The organism is Haloferax elongans ATCC BAA-1513 (assembly GCF_000336755.1).
Taxonomy (GTDB): domain Archaea; phylum Halobacteriota; class Halobacteria; order Halobacteriales; family Haloferacaceae; genus Haloferax; species Haloferax elongans.
Window position 1 is genome coordinate 240,118 of record NZ_AOLK01000011.1, and the last position, 18,861, is coordinate 258,978.

The following is an 18,861-nucleotide window of genomic DNA, read 5'->3' on the forward strand; positions in this document are numbered from 1 at the left end:
GGTATTTGTTACTGACGAATATACTCTGCTGAACTTTCTCAACTCGCTGGTACACCAAGAAATCGTGGGTGACGTGGCGACCACAATGCCCGCATTCCCGAGGCTTCGCCTCGGTGAACAGGAGCATCACGCCAACCACCGCTGTTGGCTGTTAAAACCGGCAAAATTAGCCGAATTCCCCTTAATGGGTATGGGACCGCCCGGATTTGAACCGGGGTCACGGGCACCCAAGGCCCGAAGTATACCAGGCTAACCCACGGTCCCGCATATACGTCTCTCCTCGTCTTGGAGTAAAGGGTTTCGTTCCTCGATTTTCAGGTGAGGGGGAAGAAATACGCCACTCCGAGGGTCGTCACAATGCCGAGAACCAGCTGTAGCGGGCCGCCAACGCGAATATAGTCCGTGAATTTGTACCCGCCCGGGCCGTACACGAACAGATTCGTCTGATAGCCGACCGGCGTCATGAACGCGGTCGAGGCAGCGAACATCACGGCGAGGACGAACGAGAAGGGTCGCGCGCCCAACGTCGTCGCCGCCTCGATGGCCACCGGAATCATGAGCACGACACTCGCGTTGTTCGAGATGATGTTCGTCAGCAGCGCCGTCACGAAGTAGAACACGCCGAGGACGCCGAGAAGCGGGAGGACCGTCCCCGACATCACGACCAGCTCGGCGAGGAGGGCGGCCGCGCCCGAGGTCTCCATGGCGATGCCCAACGGGATGACACCTGCGAGGAGGAAGATGACGTCCCACTGGACGGCGTCGTACAGTTCGGGCGGCCGGAGACACTTCGTCGCGACCATCGCGAGTGCGCCCATGAGTGCCGAGACGACAATCGGGACGAAATCGAGTGCCGCGAGGGCGACGACGCCCGCGACGATGCCGACAGCGACGGGAATCTTCGACTCGCGGTAGTCGTGGCGCTCGATTTCCTGTGCGACGATGAAGTTTCGGTTGTTGTCGAGGCGCTCGATGCTGCTGGCGGTTCCCTGAATGAGGAGTGTGTCGCCGACGCGAAGTGGGAGGTTGTCCATCCGACGGCGGATGAGTTCGCCCCCACGTCGGAGCGCGAGGACGGTCGCGTTGTATCGCTGTCTGAAGCTCGCAGAGGTGAGCGTCTCGCCGACGAGTGACGACCCCGGCGCGACGACGATTTCGACGAGGTTCTGCCCTTCGTCTGCGAGTTCGAGTTCGTCTTCCGTGACCGTCACGGGGACGAGGTCGAGTCCCTCTACGTCGAGGAGTTCGACGAGGGTGTCGCGGTCGGTCCTGACGGTGAACACGTCGCCGACCTGTATCTCCTTCGGGCCGAGCGGTTCGAGGAAGACGCTGTCACCGCGAATCAACTGCAGGAGGTCGACGTCGAAGTCCGTCTCGACGAGCGCAGTCTGTACCTGCTGTCCGACGACCGGCGAGTCCTCCCTGACGACGACTTCGGTCAGGTACTCCGCCATCTCGAACTCCTCGGTCAGGTCCCTTCGAGGCTCGATTCTGGCGGGTGTGAGTCGCCGCCCGACAGTCAGGAGATAGATGGTGCCGACGACCATGACGACGACTCCGAGGTGGGTGAACTGGAACATCGAGATGGCCGCCTCACCGGTGATGCGCGAGTACACGTCGCTGGCGAGGATGTTGGTCGACGTTCCGATGAGGGTCAACATTCCGCCGAACATCGAGGCGTACGAAAGCGGCAAGAGGAGCTTCGACGGCGACGTATTCCCGCGCTCTGCGAGGTCCGTCACCATCGGGAGCAAGATGGCGACGGCGGCAGTGTTGTTGATGAACCCCGAGATTGGGCTGACGACACCGACCGTCGCACCGAGTTGCTTCAACTCGTCGTCCCCGGTGAACGACGCGATTTTCGCACCGAGCAGTTGGATGATGCCCGTTCGCTGGACGCCTTCGCTCAGGATAAACATCGCAAGAACGGTCAGCGTCGCCGTGTTGGCGAACCCAGACAGCGCGTCACCCGGATACGACTCGAAAAAGACGATTGGCGCGCCAAGCAGTCCGAGGGAGACGAATAGCTCCGAGACTGGCTGGACCAACATCAGCGTCACCATCACGCCGATGGCAGTCACGTCCACCGGAACCGGCTCCGTCGCGAAGAACAGCAACGCGAGGAGGATGATGGCGAAGATGACCACGATACCCGGAGTTATCGCTACCACGCGGGTATCGAGGTACTGACAGCCGAAAAGGGTGCGGGATTCGGAACGTTTCCCGTGGTTGACTACCGATGTCCGGGGTTACCGACCCTCGTCGGCCAGTTCGAGGTCGGCGACGATGCCGTACGGCGAGAGGCCATTTCGGATACCGTCGAGGATGCGGAACGCGTCACTGGGCGAGAGGAACTGTCTGGTAATCGCCCGACCGAGCGGCGTCGGTTCGAGTCCGTCGATGAACTCCCACTCGATGAGCTTTCCGACGGCGTGCGTCGTCGGCACCTCGCCGAGCATCCGGTCGTTGAGTGCCTTCGCTTTCTTGCCTGCGACGACGATGTTCGCCAGCGTCTCCTCGACGGCGGCAGATTCGTCGTAGACGGTTCGAACCTCTTCCATCTCGCCTTTCAGGAGCTTGAACGCGACCTCGTCTTCGGTCATCTCCATCGTGTTGTGATAGCTCGTATCGGGTTCGACGAGGAGGTAGACGGTCCCTTTGTCGTGGTAGTCAGGGCGCCCTGCCCGACCGAGCATCTGGCTGAACTCTTGGACGGAGAGCCACTCGATACCCATCGCGAGCGTGTCGAAGATAACCTGCGACGCCGGGAAGTCGACACCCGCAGCGAGTGCCGCGGTCGTCACGACGGCCGCGAGGTCTTGGTCGGCGAACTGTCGCTCCACACGCTTGCGGCGCTTGTAGTCCAACCCCGCGTGATACGGCGCGGCGTTGTACTCCATCTTCCGCGAAATCTCGTGACAGCGACGCCGCGAGTTGGTGAAGATAATCGTCTGGCCGCGGTAGCCTTTCGACGACTTGGTGTCGAACGCCCGTTTCACGAGGCGGTTTTCGATTCTGGTCTTTTCCTGCCCGTCGGCGAAGGTGACGTGGCGTTCGATGGGGACCGGGCGGTCTTCGTACTCGATGAGTTTCGCCCGGAGGGTCTGGGCCAACCAGTTCGGGTTGCCGACGGTCGCAGAGAGGTAAATCCACTGCGCGCCCCCGTAGTCGTCACTCCGACTCGCCCGCGACTCACAATAGTGCTTGAGCCGCGAAATCATCCCGTCGAGGCGGTGGCCTCGTTCTTCTTCCTTGAGCGTGTGGACCTCGTCGATGACGACAGTGCCGATGTCGCCGAGGTCCTTGCCCGTTCGGAGCGCGTGGTCGATACCCTCGTAGGTGCCGACGATGACGTCGGCGTTCGGGTCGAACCGGTTGCCGTCGTCGTTGATTCGGCTCGCACCGACGCGGATGGTGACTTTCCCGAGGTGGCCGTAGCGCTCCTTGAAGTCCTCGTGTTTCTGGTTCGCAAGGGCGACCAGCGGGACGAGAAAGAGCATCTTTCCGCTTCCCTTCAGCATCCGGTCGATACCGGCGAGTTCGCCGATGAGGGTCTTCCCGGTCGCAGTCGCACTCACGACGAGTTGGTCGTCGCCGTCGAGCACGCCGTTCGAGACGGAGAGACTCTGGACCGGAAGCAGCGTTTCGAACCGGTCTGTCAGCATCGACTTCAGGTTGGGATGGACGTCGAGGTCGGCCGTGTCGACGAGGTCGACGTCCTCGGTGGTCGCGCTGATGGTGTCGAACTTCGTCAGGTCGGGGTCGAGTTCGCCCTGTAGGAGGTTCGTGATGCGCGTCAGGTCTTGGGTCTCGTAGAGGAGTTCTTCGAGTCGGTCCTGCGCAGCACGGGTGAGGCCGCCACTGTACGAGAGTTCCTGTTCGAGTTCCTGCACTGCGCAGTCGCGGCAGATATCCTCGTGTTCGGCCTTGATGGCCGTGTCGTCGGTGATAGGCGAGTAGCGCCCGTTTATCGCACAGCGACGACAGGTCCGAACGACGAGCGCTTCGAGTTGGTACCCCTCGAGCATCGCCTTGAGTTCCTCACGGCCCGCACTGGGAGTCTGCTGCGAGATGCGGATACGAGAGGCCGAGCGAGCGAGTTCGACAAACTGACTCGGGTCGCGCGGCTCTTCGGCACCCTTCTGGACCACGAGGAAGCGAAGCGGTCGGGGCCCCGCGTTCGTCTGCTTCAGTTCGAGTTTTCCGCGGAGCACCCGCTTTCCGTCCCGACGGACGACGACGAGATAGTCGTCACCTGTCTGGTGGAGAAAGAGCGTATCGACGCGGGTGACCTGTTGAGACACACCCTTTGGTGCGTTCTCGCGTTATTTGAGCAGTTCGCTTCGAAAAGGGAGGAGGGACTATGGACTCGGCGCTTCGGCACCAGTTCCGCTCGTTCCGGTGACACCGACTTCTGACGTTTCGTTGCCGACTTTGACGGTGAAGTCGGTCGTAGCGACGGTGATTCCGACGTGCTGGTCGGCGAAGTTACGGAGGGTTGCATACGAGAGGCCGGAGGCGGTGTAGCCGTTGCCTTCGAAGTCGTAGTTCCCTAGTTCACCGCTCGGGTAGACGATTCGACTGTTGCCGCTGTCGAAGTCCTCCGCGGGGATTCCGAACCCACTGAATGCGCCGGTCGATGGGTCGCCGTTCGGTCGCTGCAGTTCGAACGTGTATCGCAGGAAGACTCTCGTCTCTTTTTTCTGTTCGTCTTCGGTCGTGTCTCGGAACTGTGAGACGTCGCCAGCAGCGCCGTAGTAACCCGCGTTGGCACCGGGGAAGTTGTTGACGAGTGGGAGACCTTCCCCGTCTACCAGCATCGACTCGGCGTCACTCGCGGGACCCATACTGGTTCCGTCGAGATAGCTCGCTTGCGACCCCGCGGGGTAATCGCCGTCTGCGACACTCTCGTAATCCGGGCGACCCGCCTTGTTGAACACGGCTAACGGCCGCGGCACGGGACGAGACGTATCGGCGTTCGAGACACGCGAATCGTTTGAGAGGGCCTGCGAGAGAGGGACGGTGAGTTCGTAGTGTCCGGTTGTTCCCGGTGCACTCTCGGAGACTCCCGTTGGGGCGCTGGCGTTTATCCAGGGCGTCGCACGGAACACTGGCGAGAAGCCGTCTCCGAGATAGCCGCCTTCGTACGGCGTTCGACCGTCCTCGTCTTCGAGCGCGGCCTCGACGAGGTAGAATATCTTGGCGACCGTCTGGTCGAAGTTTCGCCATTCGACTCTGAACTTGGGATCGATGGTGACTGCATCGACTTCACCTTCGTCGTTCGTCCCCACGTTGACGTCACCAGCGCCGATATTGACGTTCATCGCCGCGGCGTTTCCTGACAGGGCACCCACACCGACTGCGCCAACGACACCCACTCCTGCAAGCGTCTTGAGATATGTTCTTCGTTGCATGATTTGGTTCTTTGACGCCGCGTGTCCCCCCACAGGGGTTCCCCAGCGCCCGAAGCACACTGACTGTGCTTCTTGGTGCCATTCTGTGGTGCCGACCCTTTGTTACAAAATTCCTGACAACTTATCATGGGTGACTAACACGCTACTCTGACTGTTAGTGACGGCATAGCATCTGCAGTAGACGGTCACATACGAAGTTCGACAAAACGAGAGACTAGACGGGTGGGCGCTTACGTGTCGACGAGTTCGATGGCGTCGTCGCCGTTCGGAACCGCACAGATGAACGACCCTTCTTCCTCGGAGCCGTTTCGATACCAGTGGGGGACGCCTGCTGGGATGAGAAGCGAGTCACCTGCTTCGACGTCGTACTCCTCGTCGCCGATGCCGACGGTGTAGGACCCAGAGAGGACGTACTGTTCGTGTTCGACCTCGTTGGTGTGGTTCGGCACCGACGCACCGGGTTCGAGGACGAACCGCCGGATTGCGAAGTGCGGTGCGTCGTCGTCGCCGGAGATGAGGACGCCCTTGTGCATCCCTTCTGCGGCACCGACAGCCTCGTACTCGATGTCGTCGCCTCGCTTGACCACTGGTTCGGGTCGGGAATCGCTCATATCTCTCCGTGTATCGCCGGGCCGCGTAAGCCTTCCCCCGTGCCTCCAGCCTGACGACTTAAGACCTTCCCATGGTAAGTACGGGTATGCGAGGAATCCGCATTGGTAGCGCCTTCGGTATCCCGATTCGGCTCGACCTCACCTTCCTCTTGGTCCTCCCGCTTTTCGCGTGGCTCATCGGGTCTGACGTGGCGAACCTCACGGTTGTCATCAACGACCTCTTCGGGACCGCCATCGACGGCGAGGTGCTCACGACTGGGTCGATGCAGTGGATACTCGGCTCTGCTGCCGCTATCGGGCTGTTCGCCGGTGTCCTACTCCACGAGTTCGGCCACTCGCTCGTCGCCATGCGCTACGGCTACGAAATCGAGTCGATTACGCTGTGGCTCTTCGGTGGTGTCGCTCGCTTCAAGGAGATTCCCGAAGACTGGAAACAGGAGTTCGCTATCGCCGTTGCTGGCCCGCTCGTCTCCGTCGCTATCGGCGTCGTTTCGTACGTCGGCTTTCTTGCCCTTCCCGAGTCGCAGGGTCCGGCGCTGTTCGTCTTCGGATACCTCGCGCTGATGAACGTCTCACTGGCCATCTTCAACATGCTCCCCGGGTTCCCGATGGACGGTGGACGCGTCCTTCGCGCCCTTCTCGCCCGGACGCGCCCCCACGCGAAGGCGACCCAGATGGCCGCCGAAGTCGGGAAGGTGTTCGCCTTCCTCCTCGGAATCTTCGGGCTGTTCTTCAACCTCTTTCTCGTCGCGCTCGCCTTCTTCATCTACATGGGCGCGTCGGGTGAGGCCCAACAGACCGTCCTCAAGGCGACGTTCCAGGATGTCGTCGTCCGCGACATCATGACCGGAAGCGAGGACCTCGACGTGGTCGAAGAACAGACGTCAGTCGCGGAACTCCTCGAACGCATGTTCGTCGAACGCCACACGGGCTATCCCGTCCTCCGAAACGGCAACCTCGTCGGTATGGTCACTCTCGACGACGCCCGCAGCATCAGAGAAGTCGAACGCGACGCCTACCGCGTCGACGACATCATGAGCGACGAACTCGCCACCATCGACCCCGATGCGGACGCGATGGACGCTATCGCCCTCATGCAGGAACGCGGCGTTGGTCGCCTCCCGGTCGTCGATGAGCAGGGAGACCTCGTCGGCCTCGTCTCCCGGTCTGACCTCGTGACTGCCTTCAACATCATCCGCAGTCGCGGGTCGCTCGACGCGACGCCGCTCAACGAGGCTAGCTTAGCACAGCTCCGCTAAGCGCTCACTCAATAATTCGCCCCAGTCACCCACTCACTCACTCACTTTCCTTCCGCGCGTCTTTGACCGCACGCTCACTCTCGTAGAGGTTCACCGTCGCATTCTCCCGGAGCCACGCCATCGCGTCGTCGAGGACGACCGGGTCAGCACCGCTGAGTTTGATTCGCGTCGGGCCGCCCCGGTTGGGATAGCTCCCGACTTCCACGCCGAAGTTGGTCGCCACGGCACCGAGTTCGCGGGCGACGGCACCCTCAGGTGCGTCGGCGTAGACCTCTCGTGAGGCTCTCTCGCCAGCGAACCGGTCTGCAATCGTCTCGAATATCGGCTTCATCTCGGTGGGGATTCCCGGCAGCACGTAGACGTTCCCCGCCCGACATCCGGGTGCGAGCCCCTCGTCGTTCGGGAGTACTTCGGCTCCCTCGGGCATCGAGGCGTACCACGCCACGTCGAGGTCGAAATCGATGTCTGACCGGCGTTCGAGAATCGCGTCGATAGTTGCTTCGACCTGCTCGGCCGCGTCGTCGATGAGTACGAACTCACGACCGAGTCCGGCGGCGACGGCCTCCATGGTGATGTCGTCGGGCGTGCCGCCGAGGCCACCGGTCACGACGACCGCGTCGAAAGACGCGCTCCACTCCGAGACCACGCCAGCGATGACGTCGTGGTCGTCTGGAATCGTCTGGATGCGCGCTACTGTCGCCCCTTCTTCGGTCAGCCGTCGAGCGAGCCACGTCGCGTTCGTGTTCTCGATGTCGCCCGCGAGGAGTTCGTTGCCGACGGTGAGGATGGCGACGTGCATAGGTGACGGTTGCCGCGCGAAGAGAAAGACGTACTCGTTTCGAACGGGGGTTCTCCCGCCCCTTGCAACTGCAGCGCACGGACACACAACGATTATTCTCTGACGTGCCATAGTGTAACACGCCATTGTGGTGGTGACACAGAGATGACAAAGCGAATCGTCTGCCGAGAGGCGGGCTACGATTGCGACTTCCAAGTCCAATCAGAGAACGAAGATGAACTCGTAGAGTTCGTCAAGGAACATGCGATGAACACACACGGCACCGAACTGTCCGCGAGCGACATCCGCGGACTGGCAGTCGACATCTGACTGCCTCATTTTTGCGAGTACAACGCGCCGCTTAGGTCCAGCACGTCGCCGATCCGAGAGCCGTCACTGCGCTTCCACACTGACGTCGAGACTCTCTTTGACGGCCCGTTCGACGTGGAGCGCGGTCGTGTCGAAAAACGGTGTCTCGGGGCGGTCTGCTTGGTCGATGAGTTGCTCGATTTCCGTACACCCGAGGACGACGCCCTCCGCACCCTGCTCGACGAGGTCGTCGACGACTTCGAGATAGCGGTCGCGAGACTCGTCTCGAATCTTGCCTTTGGTCAACTCCTCGAAGACGATTCGGTCTACGTCCTCGCGGTCGGCCTCGTCGGGCACGACAATGTCGATGTCGTGCTGTGCGAAGCGTTCTCGGTAGAACGCGTCTTCCATCGTCACCGACGTTCCGAGCACGCCGACGGTGTCGATTCCGGCGTCCAGAATCGCGTCGGCGGCAGCGTCCACGATGTGAACGAACGGAATCGAGAGCGCGTCGGTGATGTCCGGGGCGACCTTGTGCATGGTGTTGGTGGCCATGATGACGAAATCGGCACCGCCCGCTTCGAGGTCCCGCGCGGCATCGGCGAGGTACGACCCTGCTTCGTCCCACTGCTCGCTGGCGATGAACCCCTCGATGTCGGCGAAGTTGACGCTCCGAATCAGGATGTCGCCGGCGTGATGGCCGCCGTAGCGTTCGTTGACCGCGTCGTCGATGCGGCGGTAGTACTCGACGGTCGATTTGCCGCTCATGCCGCCGAGGATACCAATCGTTCGCGGTTCGTCGCTGGCGCTCGTATTCGTACTCTCTGGCATACACTTCGAGAGTGCACGCCACCCTATCAGCGAGACCCTTCCATAGAAGGGTCGCCCAGAACCACCTGAAAAATCTCCGCTCGCCTACTGATTTCCGATGAGTTTCGCCTCCGCCTTACGGAGGTGTTCGAGAAACGTCGCCTTCGAGACGCCGAGTTCGTCGGCCAACTCCTGTGCCGACGCCTCCCGCGGCCAGTTGTAGTAGCCGTACCGCTTTGCGATGTTTACCGCTTCGCGTTGTCGCGGGGTGAGCAACGTCGGCTCTCCAACCGACGGCGGGCGCACTGGTTCGGACGCCGGAGCGATTTTCGTGACCGAGATTTCCGCGTCGCGCTCCTCCCGGATTTCGTCGAGCAGTCGCCCGAGCGACGACCGCGACGTGTGCGCGAGCAGGTTCCACGTCTCGACGCCGTCTTCGATTCGATAGGAGCTATCGACGAGCACGCCCCGCGTCAGGAACGCCGAGCCGATTCCCTCGTCCACGTCGTATTCGATGAACACGTCCTGTGCGGCGTGGCCGATTGGTGACGCGAGCGCGTCTTCGCTCGCGGCGGACCCAATCGACTCGATGTGGTTGATAAACGAGACGTCGTGTGCGACTTCGATTGCCTGCGTCACGTGCTCGCGCGAGTCGCCGTAAATCGTACACCGCTCGTACGCCGAGGTGTCGTCGACCGCCGCACCATGACCGATGAGGCCACTCCCCGCTTCGTCTGTGGAGATAATTCCCCAACAGTCGGGATGCCAGACCTCGAGAGTGAGATTGAGGAGTTCCCGTTCACCGTTCGATGCGCTCATTGGTGGGACCATGTTCGTCTGTCGTGAAAAATTGGTTAGATTGGCGGCTGTGGGGGTCGAAGAATGTGGGAGGTGGTTTTATCTGAGAATTGAACACCGTGAGGATTCACCTCACGTATTCACGCTCGCTTCGCTCGCGTGAACTATGGTCGCTCTACTCACTTCGTTCGCGTCGCTCCCGAGTTCAATTCTCTCCGTCAGACTTCGCACATTCTCGATTAGTACTCGCGGTGCTCACTGACGCGAGCACACGCTCGAACGGTGAGAATGTGAAGAAGGTCCAGGTGCGAGAATTGAACCCGCGTCTCAGCCTCCACAAGGCTGAAGGATAGTCCACTACCCCAACCCGGACACGCTGCAACCATCTGTAATCCGCTACGACTAAAATACGTTACGACTCGGGGGCAGTACGACTCAGACCCGCACACTCTCCACCGGGAATCTTTTGCTCGTCACAGCCAAAGGGACGCCTACGCGTGGCTATCACGGACAAAATCTATCTCAAGAACCACCGCCAAATCGTCTCGCAACTGGATACGAACATCCCGAAGCGCGTCTTTAGCGGTGCGACGCTCGAAATCCTCTATTCGGGCGAGGGGCTCTCGAAAGTCGACGACGCGACCCGTGACCGCCTGTTGGACTTCGCGCAGGACTTCCTCGACTGCGAGAACTCCGACGACATCTACACCGGCTACCCCGAACGCAAGTTCATCAACTACCTGCTCGAACTGCGCGCACAGGGGCTCGGCCCCGACGCTATCGTGGACGTGATGAGCGACGAGTACATGGTGTACGCCTATCCCGGCGACGTGCTCTCGTTCCTCGACAACTCGGTGCGGACGCTCGAATCGGTCGAAGCGCTCGCCGACGTGGAAGGAGACAGAGAGATGCTTGACGAAGCGCGGCAGGCAAAGAAAGACTTGGTCGGCCCGCGCTAAGTCGCCGCTTTCCGAACCGATTCTCAACCGAGTTTGAACGGCGGTTCGTCACCCGACGCGTCGAGGTCTTCGAGTTGGATGACTTCCTCGACTTCGCCGGTGTCGTTTTCCAGTTGCTCTCGAAGGTAGTTCACGTAGCCTTTGTGCTCTTCGAGCTGCTCGCGGAGGTGTTCGGCCTCTAGTTCGAGGCGCTCGTGCTCGCGGATGAAACTCTTCGGCACTTCGACGGTCGGCGGGAACGACTCGTGTGTCTCGCCACCCTCGCGCAGCCGGTCGAGTTCGTGTTCCGGGACGACTTCCACCTGACCGTCGTGGGCAACTAACGTGTCCACGTAGTCGCGGAAAACGGCGGACAGGGAGATGTCCCGTTCTTCGGCTATCTCCCGAAGGGTCTCGAACGCGTCTTCGTTGACGCGAAACGAGATGGTCTTGTTCTTGTTGCCCATGATACTCGTCGGTCTGTAGTCTGGCCACTTAAGATTTCGTCAGACGAGCGGGACGAACGCCGATTCCCGCCGAAAATGATGTGGTGGTCGCGTGGGCGTTATTCCAGTTCGTCGGAGCCTTCGAGGCTTTCGAGCGCGGCAATCGAGGCCTGCTTGTACTCGTCGACGGACAGGTCGTAGTTCTCGCCTGCCATCAGGGCGTACTCGTTGCCCTCGTCGTCGAACGCCTCGATACGTTCGAGCGTTCGCGTCGCCGTCTCGGAGACCCAGCGGTCGCGCGTCGCGGCGTCGACTTCTGTGATGGACTCCGGTCGGACGGAGACGTTGATGGAGCCATCGTCCGTCTCGTAGGTTCGCGGCTTGCCGACGACGGCGACGTAGGCCGGGGGTTCGAGGTCGCGCAGTGCGCTTGCGGCCTCGGGCTGGTACTGCCCGGCGTAGACGAAGAACGTCCCCGTCGGGTCGACGATGCGACCCCGCCAGTACTCGTTGTCCTCGCCCACGTCGTCTTTCTCGGTAAGGGTGCCGACGAGGAAGACGCGGTTAGCACGCTCGCCCGTCGGGAGGAGGAGATAGACGGGTGCGCGCTCGTCGTCGGACTCTTTGAACGTGTAACCGGCGTCGTTGAACTCCTGTGCGAAGACGCGCCGGGCAACTTCTCGGGTTGGAATCTCGTTGGAACTCATCTACATCGACCTCGCTTTAATCAGCAGTTCTTCGACGTCCGCGGGTTCAGAGAGCCGTTCGACCTCGTTCGCGAGAACGTATCGGCCGAGGGTCGGCCCCGTGACCCGGTAGTAGACGCCGACGAGGTCGTCTCGCATCTCCTCTTCGACGATGGTGGTGTCGAGGGCGTCCATGGCCATCTGCTTCGCTTCATCCAGCTCGATACCCGTCAGTTCCTCGGTCATCTCGCGGTTGAAGATGACCTCGTGGACCTCGTTTCCGTCGTCGAGCACGGCCTTGATGCGAAGGTCGAATTCGCCTTCGACGTTGCCGTGTTCGGAACAGCGACCGTTCTGAAGGACGCGCGTACAGCCCTCTTCGGGACAACGCTTGATGAGACCGCTGCCGGACTGGATGTCCACCAGCGCCCCCTCGACGCTCGTCGAGTCGTCGCCGACTTCGATGTCCTCGTCGAGTTCCGTGATGCTCGTCGTTCGGTTGAGCTTCACGGAGAAGTTGCCCTGGTACTCGTCGGTGACGACGTTGCCGAGGGCGTACGATTTGCCTTCTTCGAGTTCGGGGAGTTCCGACGTGGTGAAGGAGACGAACTTCATCCGCCCGGAGTCGTCGCCGAGCAAGCCGACCTGTGCAATGGCCTCGCTCCGGGGTTCCCAGAGTTCGACGACCTTCGCGCGCACGTCGACCCACTGTTCGTCCTCGTCGATGTCGTTGAGGAGCGTCTCCTCGTTGCCGCCGGCACCGCCGCCGAGTTCGTCGCGGTCGATGTCGGCCTCGTCGAGGTAACTGTTGACGACACTCCGCCGTGCTTCGTCGACGGGGACGCGGTACTCGTTTACGAGACTCTCGAGTCGCTCTTCGACATCGTCGACGGACACGTCTAGATGGTCCGAAAACTGTTCAGCTATCTCTGCCGCATGGGTTCGCAGATCAGTCATGGTTTACCTCGCCTCCACCTTGGTTTCCATTGGGAGGCATACGCAGGTTGGATGCGTATTCATATAAAAAGTTGCAAAGTGAGGTGAAAGTGAATACTGCCATCCATAGGGTCGGTAATGCGTCCGATTTGAGTTTCCGGCGTCGAACGCAGACGAGCGAGGAATTGATACGCCCGGGGCACGCACCGTGTTCCATGGACGACCGCCTCGAAAGCATCATCCGAAGCGCTGCTCGAACCGCTGGTAAGCGCTACGAGGAGGTCAAACGCGCCTACAACGACGGCCGCTCGTCGTCAGACGCTGTCGATTCTCTCCCGAAAGACGCCGAGGGGCGTGCCAAAATCGTCTGTCGGCGACACGCAGAACGCCGCGCCGTGGCCATCGACGCGAAGGGGAGACCCGCCTGCTTCGACCCCGACCACCCGGACTGTCAGGGCTGTGTCGAAGACGTTCGCGAAGGCATCGTCGAGACGTGGTAGGATTTTCACCCTTGGTCTCGACCTGCCGATATGGACCGTCCGCTCGTCGCACTCGTCCTCGCCGGTGGAACCGGCACCCGACTCTATCCCGCCAGTCGAAGCGACCGTCCCAAGCAGTTCCTTCCCCTCGGCGGTGACCAGTCGCTTCTCTCAGCGACCGTCTCCCGCGCCGACTTCGCCGACCACGTCGTCGTCTCCACGCGCCCGGAGTTCGCCGACGACATCACCGACCACGCACCCGACGCAGAGGTGGTCGTCGAACCCGCCGCGAAGGACACCGGCCCGGCGCTCGTCTACGCGACCCACCGAATTGCCGAGTTGTACGACAACCCCGTCGTGGTCGTTCTTCCGAGCGACCACCACGTCGGCGACGGCTTCTCCGAGGCGATGGCTCGCGGCGCTCGCGTCGCCGCCGAAACCGACTCCCTCGTTTCCTTTGGCGTCGAACCCACCCGCCCCGACACCGGCTACGGCTACATCGAACCCGGTACATTCCACGGCGACTACGCCGACCTCGCGACGTTCCACGAGAAACCTGACGCCGACACCGCAGAACGGTACGTCGAACAGGGCTACCTCTGGAACGCCGGAATGTTCGCGTGGACGCCCGACGCGCTCCTCGCGGCCGCCCGCGGCTCGCCGCTCGACTCCCTCGTCGATGCCCTCGATGCCGGAACGGTCGAAGCCGGATTCGACGCTGTCGACCCACTCAGTATCGACTACGCGGTGATGGAGCGCGCCGAAGACGCCGCGGTCGTCCCAGTGGACTTCGAGTGGGACGACGTAGGTGCGTGGGACGCACTCGCCCGCGTGCTCGACGCCGACGAAGATGGAAACGTCGCACTCGGAGACGACCCGATAGTCGTCGACGCCGCCGACAACGTCGTCGCCACAGACGGGGCGAACGTCTCGCTGGTCGGCGTCTCCGACCTCGCGGTGGTTGCATGGGACGACAGAGTGCTTGTCGTCCCGAAAGCGCAGGCACAACGAGTTCGAGACGTCGTCTCGCAGTTGCGGGACGACGGCAAGTTCTAACAGCCGCGTCTTTCACCGTCAGAGATAGCACGTGGTATTACAATCACAGGTTCTGTCACCCTCCGTATGTCTACCTCACCGCTCACTCGCCTCCGGCAGAACGCCACTGAAATCGTCTCGGTACTCGTCACCGGGGTGTGGCTCACCGCACTGTTCACCGACCAAAGCTGGTGGCTCGGTGCGCTCCTTCTCGGCTACGTCGTTGTCGTGCCAATCACAGACATGCTCTTTGGGTCTGACGAGGAGACCGAGGCAGACCTGTCTGAACCGGAGGGCTCGCGGTCCGAGCAGTCCGCTCGCTCGACCGCGGCGCAGACCGATTCGGACCGCGATGCGTTGCAGACACTTCGTGACCGGTACGCCCGCGGTGAACTCACAGACGAGCAGTTCGACCGGAAACTGGAGGTACTGCTCGAAACGGAGACGCTCGAAGATATCGAAGACCGATCACGTGAGAAAGAACGCGCTTAGTCGCTCGCGAGACGCCCGCCATCGACCGGCACGCACGCGCCCGTGACGAAACTCGCCCGGTCGCTGGCGAGGAACGCGACCACGTCACCGAGTTCGCGCGGGCCGCCGATTCTCCCCAGCGGAATGTCGTCAGCCCACGATTGCAGGCCCGCTTCGTAGGTGTCGTGGTCGCCGCGCTCGACGCCAGCCTCGACTAACTCTTCGATACGACTCGTCTCGTGTGCGGCCGGGAGGACGGCGTTCACGCGAACGCTCGGCGCGAGTTCCCGCGACAGCGACTTCACGAGGCCGATGACGCTGCGGCGAACCGCGTTCGAGAGGATGAGGTCGTCGGCGACTTCTTTGACCGTCGTAGAGGTGATGCAGGTGATTGTTCCGGCGTCGCTGGCTTCGAGGTTCGGTCGGGCCGCCTTGACCGTCCAGACGGCGCTCATGACGAGCATGTCAAACGCGCCGTACCACTCTTTTTCCGTCGTGTCGGCGAACCCACCCGGAGGGACGCCACCAGCCGATGTGACGACGTGGTCGACGCCGCCGAACTCCTCGACGGCCGCCTCGACGAGCGCGTCGATGTCTTCTTTGTTCGTGATGTCTGTCTCGACGCCGACGACCGACCCATCGAGACCAGCTAGCTCGCGCTCGGCTGATTCGAGGCGCTCGGGGTCGCGGCCGCAGATGACAACGTTTGCACCCTCGTCGGCCAGCGCTTCGGCACTCCCTCGGCCGAGACCCGCGGAACTCGCCGTCACGATGACTGTGTCTCCTGCGATTCCGAGATTCATAGACGAGGGGACGAACGGCCGCCGCAAAAACGTGCGTGTTGGAGCAGAATGGTGAGAGCGCGCGCCAGTGAGCCGTCTCCGTTAGACCGTCTCGGCGTGCTTTCTGACGCGAACTCGTCCGTCGCTGGTGACACCGACAAAGAGCGTCTCTTTGACTTCTCGCCCCTCGACGGCGTCGCCTGCGGCGTCGGAGACGATTTTCATCAGGTCCGGCGCGGTGTGGTTTACTTTCACGCCTGCGTCGTCGCAGGCGTCGTAGACACGCTTCGGCACGTCGTAGAGGTCGCTCCCGGCCGCGACTTCGATGCGGACCGGCGCGGTGAGCGCGTCGACGAACGTGACCGTCTCGCGGGCTTTCTCGACGTTTCTCCGGGCGCTGGACTCGATGCTGGAGACGTTCGCCCGAGAGGTGCCGAGGAAGTCGGCGATAGTCGATTGCCGAACGCCCTGCTCACGAAGTGCCAGCACCTCGGCCTGTCGGCGGGTGAGGACGCTCGCTTCGGGGTCGAACCCCGCCCGGTCGAGGAGTTCGTCGACATCCGGGACTGTCTCGTCGTCGCGTCCGTCGCTCATACGTCGGGGTTGGACGGAGGGGTGAAAAAGATACAGCAGGCTGTCTGTCCACTGCAGTCGCTTCCGGGGTGGTGTTACTCGCCCCAGAAGTTGTCTCGACTGCCGAGTGCTTCCGGTCGTTTCGGCATCGTGCGCGTCTTGCCTTCGTCGTCCGATTCGGCCTCGTCCGAGTTGGCGTCGTCAGCCGCGCCCGTCGAATCTGCCGCGTCCTCGCCCTCGTCGGGGTCGAACGGCAGTCGCTCGACGATTTTCTTCGCGCGAGCGTGGCTTCCTTTGACCTGGTCGATTCGGACGATAGCCCGAGCGTCGGGGAGGAGTCCGTCCACGAAGACGATGAATCCGTCTTCGGTTCGACCGACGCCAGCACCACTCTCGTGGATGTCCTCGACGGTAACGACAACTTCCTCACCGGGTCTGACTGGTTGCTGCTTCAGTTCGTAGATGGGCCGCTCGTAGTGGTCACACCACTCTGCGCCGCCGCGGTCGCCGTAGTATTGACACCCCATTCCGTTGATTCGCTCGGAGAAACTGGGGCAGTCGTCCGCCAGTGGACAGTCCGACATGTGGGGAGGTACACTTGGGTCACTCTAAACGCTTGCGGGTACTCCTGGGGCTGCTGAAACCCTCTCAGTCGGCGTTATTCCGCCCCCGAAAGCCTTTCAGCCCTTCGCACCAACCCCGCGACATGACCGAGCGCGTCCCCGAGTTCGCCCTCCTCATCGGTATCTTTCTCGGACTTTCGGCGACCGTCTCCGGTGCCGTTCTCACCGGCGAGTTGTTCCGCCCGCTCCTTACTGGCGTCGTCGTCTGCTATCCGTTTGCTGCCTTTGGCATCGTTCGGTCCGAAGACCCAAGCGAGGCGATTCCGTCGAGATATGTCCTCGCGATCGGGGTCGTCTTGGCTGGTGTGACGCTCGCTGCCGCGGTCTTCGAACGCCCCCTGTCTGACTTCGTGTCTGGGCTCTTCGCCGCGACGCTCGTTGCACTTCCGCCTGTCGCGTACGCGGTTCGATACGGTGCGGGCGTCAATCCCTTGTCTCCGACTCAGACGCTCGCCGTGGCGAGTGTTGTGGGTGCGCTGTTCGTCGTCTCCGCTCCTATCACAGGGTCGCTCGCGGCTGCTATCGGCTTTCTCGTCACGCTTTCCGGCGCACTCTACGCGGACACTCGCGGGTATCGACTGCCGCGGCAACACCAGCGCCTCGCCATCGTGGCTGGCGGACTCCTCGGCATCGGTATCGTCGGTGTCGCTGTCGTCTCTCGACTGCCCCTCGTCTCGGCGCTCGCGTCGGGTGCGGCGTTCGCACTCACGCCGAGTCTGTTCGTCGCGCTCACGCGAGAGCGGTGACAGTCCGTACCGTGGGCGAACTGTGAGAAAGAGCTCCGACCGAAAATTCAGGCCAACGGCGTCCGCTCGACCACAGTCCCGTCGAAGGTCGGGTACTGCTCGACGATTTCACCGTCGTCGACGTCGCCGTCTTCTATCATCTCTTCGAGCAGCCACCACGCGACCTCGACGTGGTTCGTCTTGACCGTGTAGAACTCCTCGGGGACGCCGAGTTCGGCGAACTTCTCGGCCGGGGTGTAGGTCTTCCCGTAGACGAGGGTGCCGTCTTCGGTCACTTCGTCGAAGGGGCGACGGAGGTTCTTCGCCATCCGCTTGAGCCGGTTTCTGTGCTGGGCGGCGTCTTTGAACACTGAGGTACAGAAGTAGACGCGCTCGTGGTCGCCCATCTCGTCGAGGATGGCCTGCTTCGAGCCGTCGACTGCGGACATGTGGCCCTCTTGGAGTTCGTAGCCTTCCTGTTGCATCCGGCGGTAGTTCCCGTCGGACATCTCGAACTCGTTGACGTTGCAGAACTCCGCTGCTCCTTCGTCGAGGAAGTCGAGGAACTCCTGTTCCGCGCGGATGCCCGGAATCTCGAAGGCGGGAGTGAGGCCTTCTTCGCGGGCGATGTAGAGGATGTCCTCCCACTCGGTGCCGTGCATGTCGCCCCAGAGTTCGAGCGGCGGGTGGAAGCGAATCTCGTCGAGTCCGGCCTCGGCGAGGCGGCGCATGTTCTCCCGGCCGCCGGGGATGCCCGTATAGAGGTGGATGTGATGGTCTTCGCCGAACTCGTCTTTCAGAAGCGAGATGTAGTGACAGGTCTTGTCGAGTGCTTCCTGTGGTTCGCCGCCGGTGATAGACGACCCGAGCGCGTCCATGCGCTTTGCCTCCTCGATGACGTCTGAATCAGCTTCGACCTTCCGCTCGTTGGCGTACACGTCCGTGACGTTCTTGCGATTCTCGCCGAGCGGGCAATAGAAACAATCACGCTGGTCGCAGTACCCGTAGACGAACAGCACCATCTTTCCTCCCATGGCGCACTGCTCGCAGCCCTTCGAGATCATTCGTTGAACACACGATATTCGTCCCACGGGCAAAAACCGTGCGAAACGCGGTTCGCGTGGATTGTGTCGATTCACCCCACTTTTCGAGTGATGTGTCGACTCGCACCACACATGGATTAGATTA

General features: G+C 61.9%; 21 protein-coding genes and 2 tRNA genes. 7 read left to right on the forward strand and 16 right to left on the reverse strand.

Annotated features, from left to right (window positions below; all coding sequences use genetic code 11):
• Positions 1 to 191: 191 nt before the first annotated feature.
• From C453_RS03520 to C453_RS03540, 5 genes are all read right to left on the reverse strand, one after another.
• Positions 192 to 264 (reverse strand) — tRNA-Pro (locus C453_RS03520).
• Between the two features lie 50 nt (positions 265 to 314).
• Positions 315 to 2,171, reverse strand: coding sequence for an SLC13 family permease (locus C453_RS03525; protein ID WP_049907490.1), 1,857 nt, complete (start codon positions 2,169 to 2,171; stop codon positions 315 to 317).
• Positions 2,172 to 2,249: 78 nt separating this feature from the next.
• On the reverse strand, positions 2,250 to 4,304 hold the full coding sequence (locus C453_RS03530) for a DEAD/DEAH box helicase (protein ID WP_008322735.1): 2,055 nt from the start codon (positions 4,302 to 4,304) through the stop codon (positions 2,250 to 2,252).
• Positions 4,305 to 4,361: 57 nt separating this feature from the next.
• Positions 4,362 to 5,414 carry a hypothetical protein gene (locus tag C453_RS03535; protein WP_049907491.1) on the reverse strand — a complete coding sequence of 351 codons (1,053 nt, stop codon included), beginning with the start codon at positions 5,412 to 5,414 and terminating at the stop codon, positions 4,362 to 4,364.
• A gap of 230 nt (positions 5,415 to 5,644) precedes the next feature.
• Positions 5,645 to 6,025, reverse strand: coding sequence for a cupin domain-containing protein (locus C453_RS03540; protein WP_008322737.1), 381 nt, complete (start codon positions 6,023 to 6,025; stop codon positions 5,645 to 5,647).
• A gap of 86 nt (positions 6,026 to 6,111) precedes the next feature.
• Between C453_RS03540 and C453_RS03545 the strand changes: the two genes are divergently transcribed.
• Complete coding sequence (locus C453_RS03545) at positions 6,112 to 7,284, forward strand: M50 family metallopeptidase (RefSeq protein ID WP_049907492.1); 1,173 nt, start codon at positions 6,112 to 6,114, stop codon at positions 7,282 to 7,284.
• Positions 7,285 to 7,321: 37 nt separating this feature from the next.
• On the opposite strand, the gene C453_RS03550 is transcribed toward C453_RS03545, so the two are convergent.
• Positions 7,322 to 8,083: a competence/damage-inducible protein A gene (locus C453_RS03550; RefSeq protein WP_008322740.1), complete on the reverse strand. Its 762-nt coding sequence runs from the start codon at positions 8,081 to 8,083 to the stop codon at positions 7,322 to 7,324.
• Positions 8,084 to 8,227: 144 nt separating this feature from the next.
• Here C453_RS03550 and C453_RS19470 point away from each other — a divergent pair, with 144 nt between their 5' ends.
• Positions 8,228 to 8,392 (forward strand): DUF1059 domain-containing protein, encoded by a 165-nt coding sequence (locus C453_RS19470; RefSeq protein WP_008322745.1) that lies wholly within the window; start codon positions 8,228 to 8,230, stop codon positions 8,390 to 8,392.
• Between the two features lie 63 nt (positions 8,393 to 8,455).
• Here the strand turns inward: C453_RS19470 and C453_RS03555 are convergent, their stop codons facing one another.
• The 3 genes from C453_RS03555 to C453_RS03565 all read right to left on the reverse strand — a co-directional run bounded on the left by C453_RS03555 (position 8,456) and on the right by C453_RS03565 (position 10,351).
• Complete coding sequence (locus C453_RS03555; protein ID WP_008322751.1) at positions 8,456 to 9,202, reverse strand: aspartate/glutamate racemase family protein; 747 nt, start codon at positions 9,200 to 9,202, stop codon at positions 8,456 to 8,458.
• An 84-nt stretch (positions 9,203 to 9,286) separates the two neighbouring features.
• Entirely contained in the window at positions 9,287 to 10,000 is a 714-nt protein-coding gene (locus tag C453_RS03560) for a helix-turn-helix domain-containing protein (protein ID WP_008322752.1), read from the reverse strand.
• A 278-nt stretch (positions 10,001 to 10,278) separates the two neighbouring features.
• A tRNA-His gene (locus C453_RS03565) sits at positions 10,279 to 10,351 on the reverse strand.
• A 125-nt stretch (positions 10,352 to 10,476) separates the two neighbouring features.
• Between C453_RS03565 and C453_RS03570 the strand changes: the two genes are divergently transcribed.
• Entirely contained in the window at positions 10,477 to 10,938 is a 462-nt protein-coding gene (locus tag C453_RS03570; protein ID WP_008322753.1) for a DUF5814 domain-containing protein, read from the forward strand.
• Between the two features lie 23 nt (positions 10,939 to 10,961).
• Here C453_RS03570 and C453_RS03575 read toward each other — a convergent pair whose 3' ends face one another.
• From C453_RS03575 to C453_RS03585, 3 genes are all read right to left on the reverse strand, one after another.
• The gene (locus tag C453_RS03575; protein WP_008322754.1) at positions 10,962 to 11,384 is read right to left on the reverse strand and encodes a ribbon-helix-helix protein, CopG family; all 423 of its coding nucleotides are present in this window, start codon (positions 11,382 to 11,384) and stop codon (positions 10,962 to 10,964) included.
• A gap of 98 nt (positions 11,385 to 11,482) precedes the next feature.
• A complete protein-coding gene (locus C453_RS03580; RefSeq protein WP_008322755.1) occupies positions 11,483 to 12,070 on the reverse strand; it encodes an RPA family protein in 588 nt (195 codons plus the stop codon).
• The gene (locus C453_RS03585; protein WP_007544433.1) at positions 12,071 to 13,006 is read right to left on the reverse strand and encodes a hypothetical protein; all 936 of its coding nucleotides are present in this window, start codon (positions 13,004 to 13,006) and stop codon (positions 12,071 to 12,073) included.
• 194 nt (positions 13,007 to 13,200) lie between these two features.
• Here C453_RS03585 and C453_RS03590 point away from each other — a divergent pair, with 194 nt between their 5' ends.
• From C453_RS03590 to C453_RS03600, 3 genes are all read left to right on the forward strand, one after another.
• Complete coding sequence (locus tag C453_RS03590) at positions 13,201 to 13,485, forward strand: DUF7091 family protein (RefSeq protein ID WP_008322756.1); 285 nt, start codon at positions 13,201 to 13,203, stop codon at positions 13,483 to 13,485.
• 30 nt (positions 13,486 to 13,515) lie between these two features.
• Complete coding sequence (locus C453_RS03595; protein ID WP_008322757.1) at positions 13,516 to 14,520, forward strand: mannose-1-phosphate guanylyltransferase; 1,005 nt, start codon at positions 13,516 to 13,518, stop codon at positions 14,518 to 14,520.
• Positions 14,521 to 14,586: 66 nt separating this feature from the next.
• On the forward strand, positions 14,587 to 14,991 hold the full coding sequence (locus C453_RS03600) for an SHOCT domain-containing protein (RefSeq protein ID WP_008322758.1): 405 nt from the start codon (positions 14,587 to 14,589) through the stop codon (positions 14,989 to 14,991).
• On the opposite strand, the gene C453_RS03605 is transcribed toward C453_RS03600, so the two are convergent.
• The 3 genes from C453_RS03605 to C453_RS03615 all read right to left on the reverse strand — a co-directional run bounded on the left by C453_RS03605 (position 14,988) and on the right by C453_RS03615 (position 16,909).
• Entirely contained in the window at positions 14,988 to 15,773 is a 786-nt protein-coding gene (locus tag C453_RS03605; protein WP_008322759.1) for an SDR family oxidoreductase, read from the reverse strand. The two genes, C453_RS03600 and C453_RS03605, sit on opposite strands and share 4 nt — an antisense overlap.
• A gap of 81 nt (positions 15,774 to 15,854) precedes the next feature.
• Positions 15,855 to 16,346 carry a Tfx family DNA-binding protein gene (locus C453_RS03610; RefSeq protein ID WP_008322760.1) on the reverse strand — a complete coding sequence of 164 codons (492 nt, stop codon included), beginning with the start codon at positions 16,344 to 16,346 and terminating at the stop codon, positions 15,855 to 15,857.
• Positions 16,347 to 16,420: 74 nt separating this feature from the next.
• The gene (locus C453_RS03615; RefSeq protein WP_008322761.1) at positions 16,421 to 16,909 is read right to left on the reverse strand and encodes a TRAM domain-containing protein; all 489 of its coding nucleotides are present in this window, start codon (positions 16,907 to 16,909) and stop codon (positions 16,421 to 16,423) included.
• Positions 16,910 to 17,031: 122 nt separating this feature from the next.
• Here C453_RS03615 and C453_RS03620 point away from each other — a divergent pair, with 122 nt between their 5' ends.
• Positions 17,032 to 17,694 carry a hypothetical protein gene (locus tag C453_RS03620; protein ID WP_008322762.1) on the forward strand — a complete coding sequence of 221 codons (663 nt, stop codon included), beginning with the start codon at positions 17,032 to 17,034 and terminating at the stop codon, positions 17,692 to 17,694.
• A gap of 47 nt (positions 17,695 to 17,741) precedes the next feature.
• Here C453_RS03620 and C453_RS03625 read toward each other — a convergent pair whose 3' ends face one another.
• The gene (locus tag C453_RS03625) at positions 17,742 to 18,737 is read right to left on the reverse strand and encodes a radical SAM protein (protein WP_008322763.1); all 996 of its coding nucleotides are present in this window, start codon (positions 18,735 to 18,737) and stop codon (positions 17,742 to 17,744) included.
• Positions 18,738 to 18,861: the final 124 nt, after the last annotated feature.

Excerpts from the sequence above, each read along its gene's own strand:
- C453_RS03535 (WP_049907491.1), bottom strand. The coding sequence starts at position 5,414 with ATGCAACGAAGAACATATCTCAAGACGCTTGCAGGAGTGGGTGTCGTT.
- C453_RS03540 (WP_008322737.1), bottom strand. The coding sequence starts at position 6,025 with ATGAGCGATTCCCGACCCGAACCAGTGGTCAAGCGAGGCGACGACATC.
- C453_RS03545 (WP_049907492.1), top strand. The coding sequence starts at position 6,112 with ATGCGAGGAATCCGCATTGGTAGCGCCTTCGGTATCCCGATTCGGCTC.
- C453_RS03550 (WP_008322740.1), bottom strand. The coding sequence starts at position 8,083 with ATGCACGTCGCCATCCTCACCGTCGGCAACGAACTCCTCGCGGGCGAC.
- C453_RS19470 (WP_008322745.1), top strand. The coding sequence starts at position 8,228 with ATGACAAAGCGAATCGTCTGCCGAGAGGCGGGCTACGATTGCGACTTC.
- C453_RS03555 (WP_008322751.1), bottom strand. The coding sequence starts at position 9,202 with ATGCCAGAGAGTACGAATACGAGCGCCAGCGACGAACCGCGAACGATT.
- C453_RS03560 (WP_008322752.1), bottom strand. The coding sequence starts at position 10,000 with ATGAGCGCATCGAACGGTGAACGGGAACTCCTCAATCTCACTCTCGAG.
- C453_RS03575 (WP_008322754.1), bottom strand. The coding sequence starts at position 11,384 with ATGGGCAACAAGAACAAGACCATCTCGTTTCGCGTCAACGAAGACGCG.
- C453_RS03580 (WP_008322755.1), bottom strand. The coding sequence starts at position 12,070 with ATGAGTTCCAACGAGATTCCAACCCGAGAAGTTGCCCGGCGCGTCTTC.
- C453_RS03585 (WP_007544433.1), bottom strand. The coding sequence starts at position 13,006 with ATGACTGATCTGCGAACCCATGCGGCAGAGATAGCTGAACAGTTTTCG.
- C453_RS03590 (WP_008322756.1), top strand. The coding sequence starts at position 13,201 with ATGGACGACCGCCTCGAAAGCATCATCCGAAGCGCTGCTCGAACCGCT.
- C453_RS03595 (WP_008322757.1), top strand. The coding sequence starts at position 13,516 with ATGGACCGTCCGCTCGTCGCACTCGTCCTCGCCGGTGGAACCGGCACC.
- C453_RS03600 (WP_008322758.1), top strand. The coding sequence starts at position 14,587 with ATGTCTACCTCACCGCTCACTCGCCTCCGGCAGAACGCCACTGAAATC.
- C453_RS03605 (WP_008322759.1), bottom strand. The coding sequence starts at position 15,773 with ATGAATCTCGGAATCGCAGGAGACACAGTCATCGTGACGGCGAGTTCC.
- C453_RS03610 (WP_008322760.1), bottom strand. The coding sequence starts at position 16,346 with ATGAGCGACGGACGCGACGACGAGACAGTCCCGGATGTCGACGAACTC.
- C453_RS03615 (WP_008322761.1), bottom strand. The coding sequence starts at position 16,909 with ATGTCGGACTGTCCACTGGCGGACGACTGCCCCAGTTTCTCCGAGCGA.
- C453_RS03620 (WP_008322762.1), top strand. The coding sequence starts at position 17,032 with ATGACCGAGCGCGTCCCCGAGTTCGCCCTCCTCATCGGTATCTTTCTC.
- C453_RS03625 (WP_008322763.1), bottom strand. The coding sequence starts at position 18,737 with ATGATCTCGAAGGGCTGCGAGCAGTGCGCCATGGGAGGAAAGATGGTG.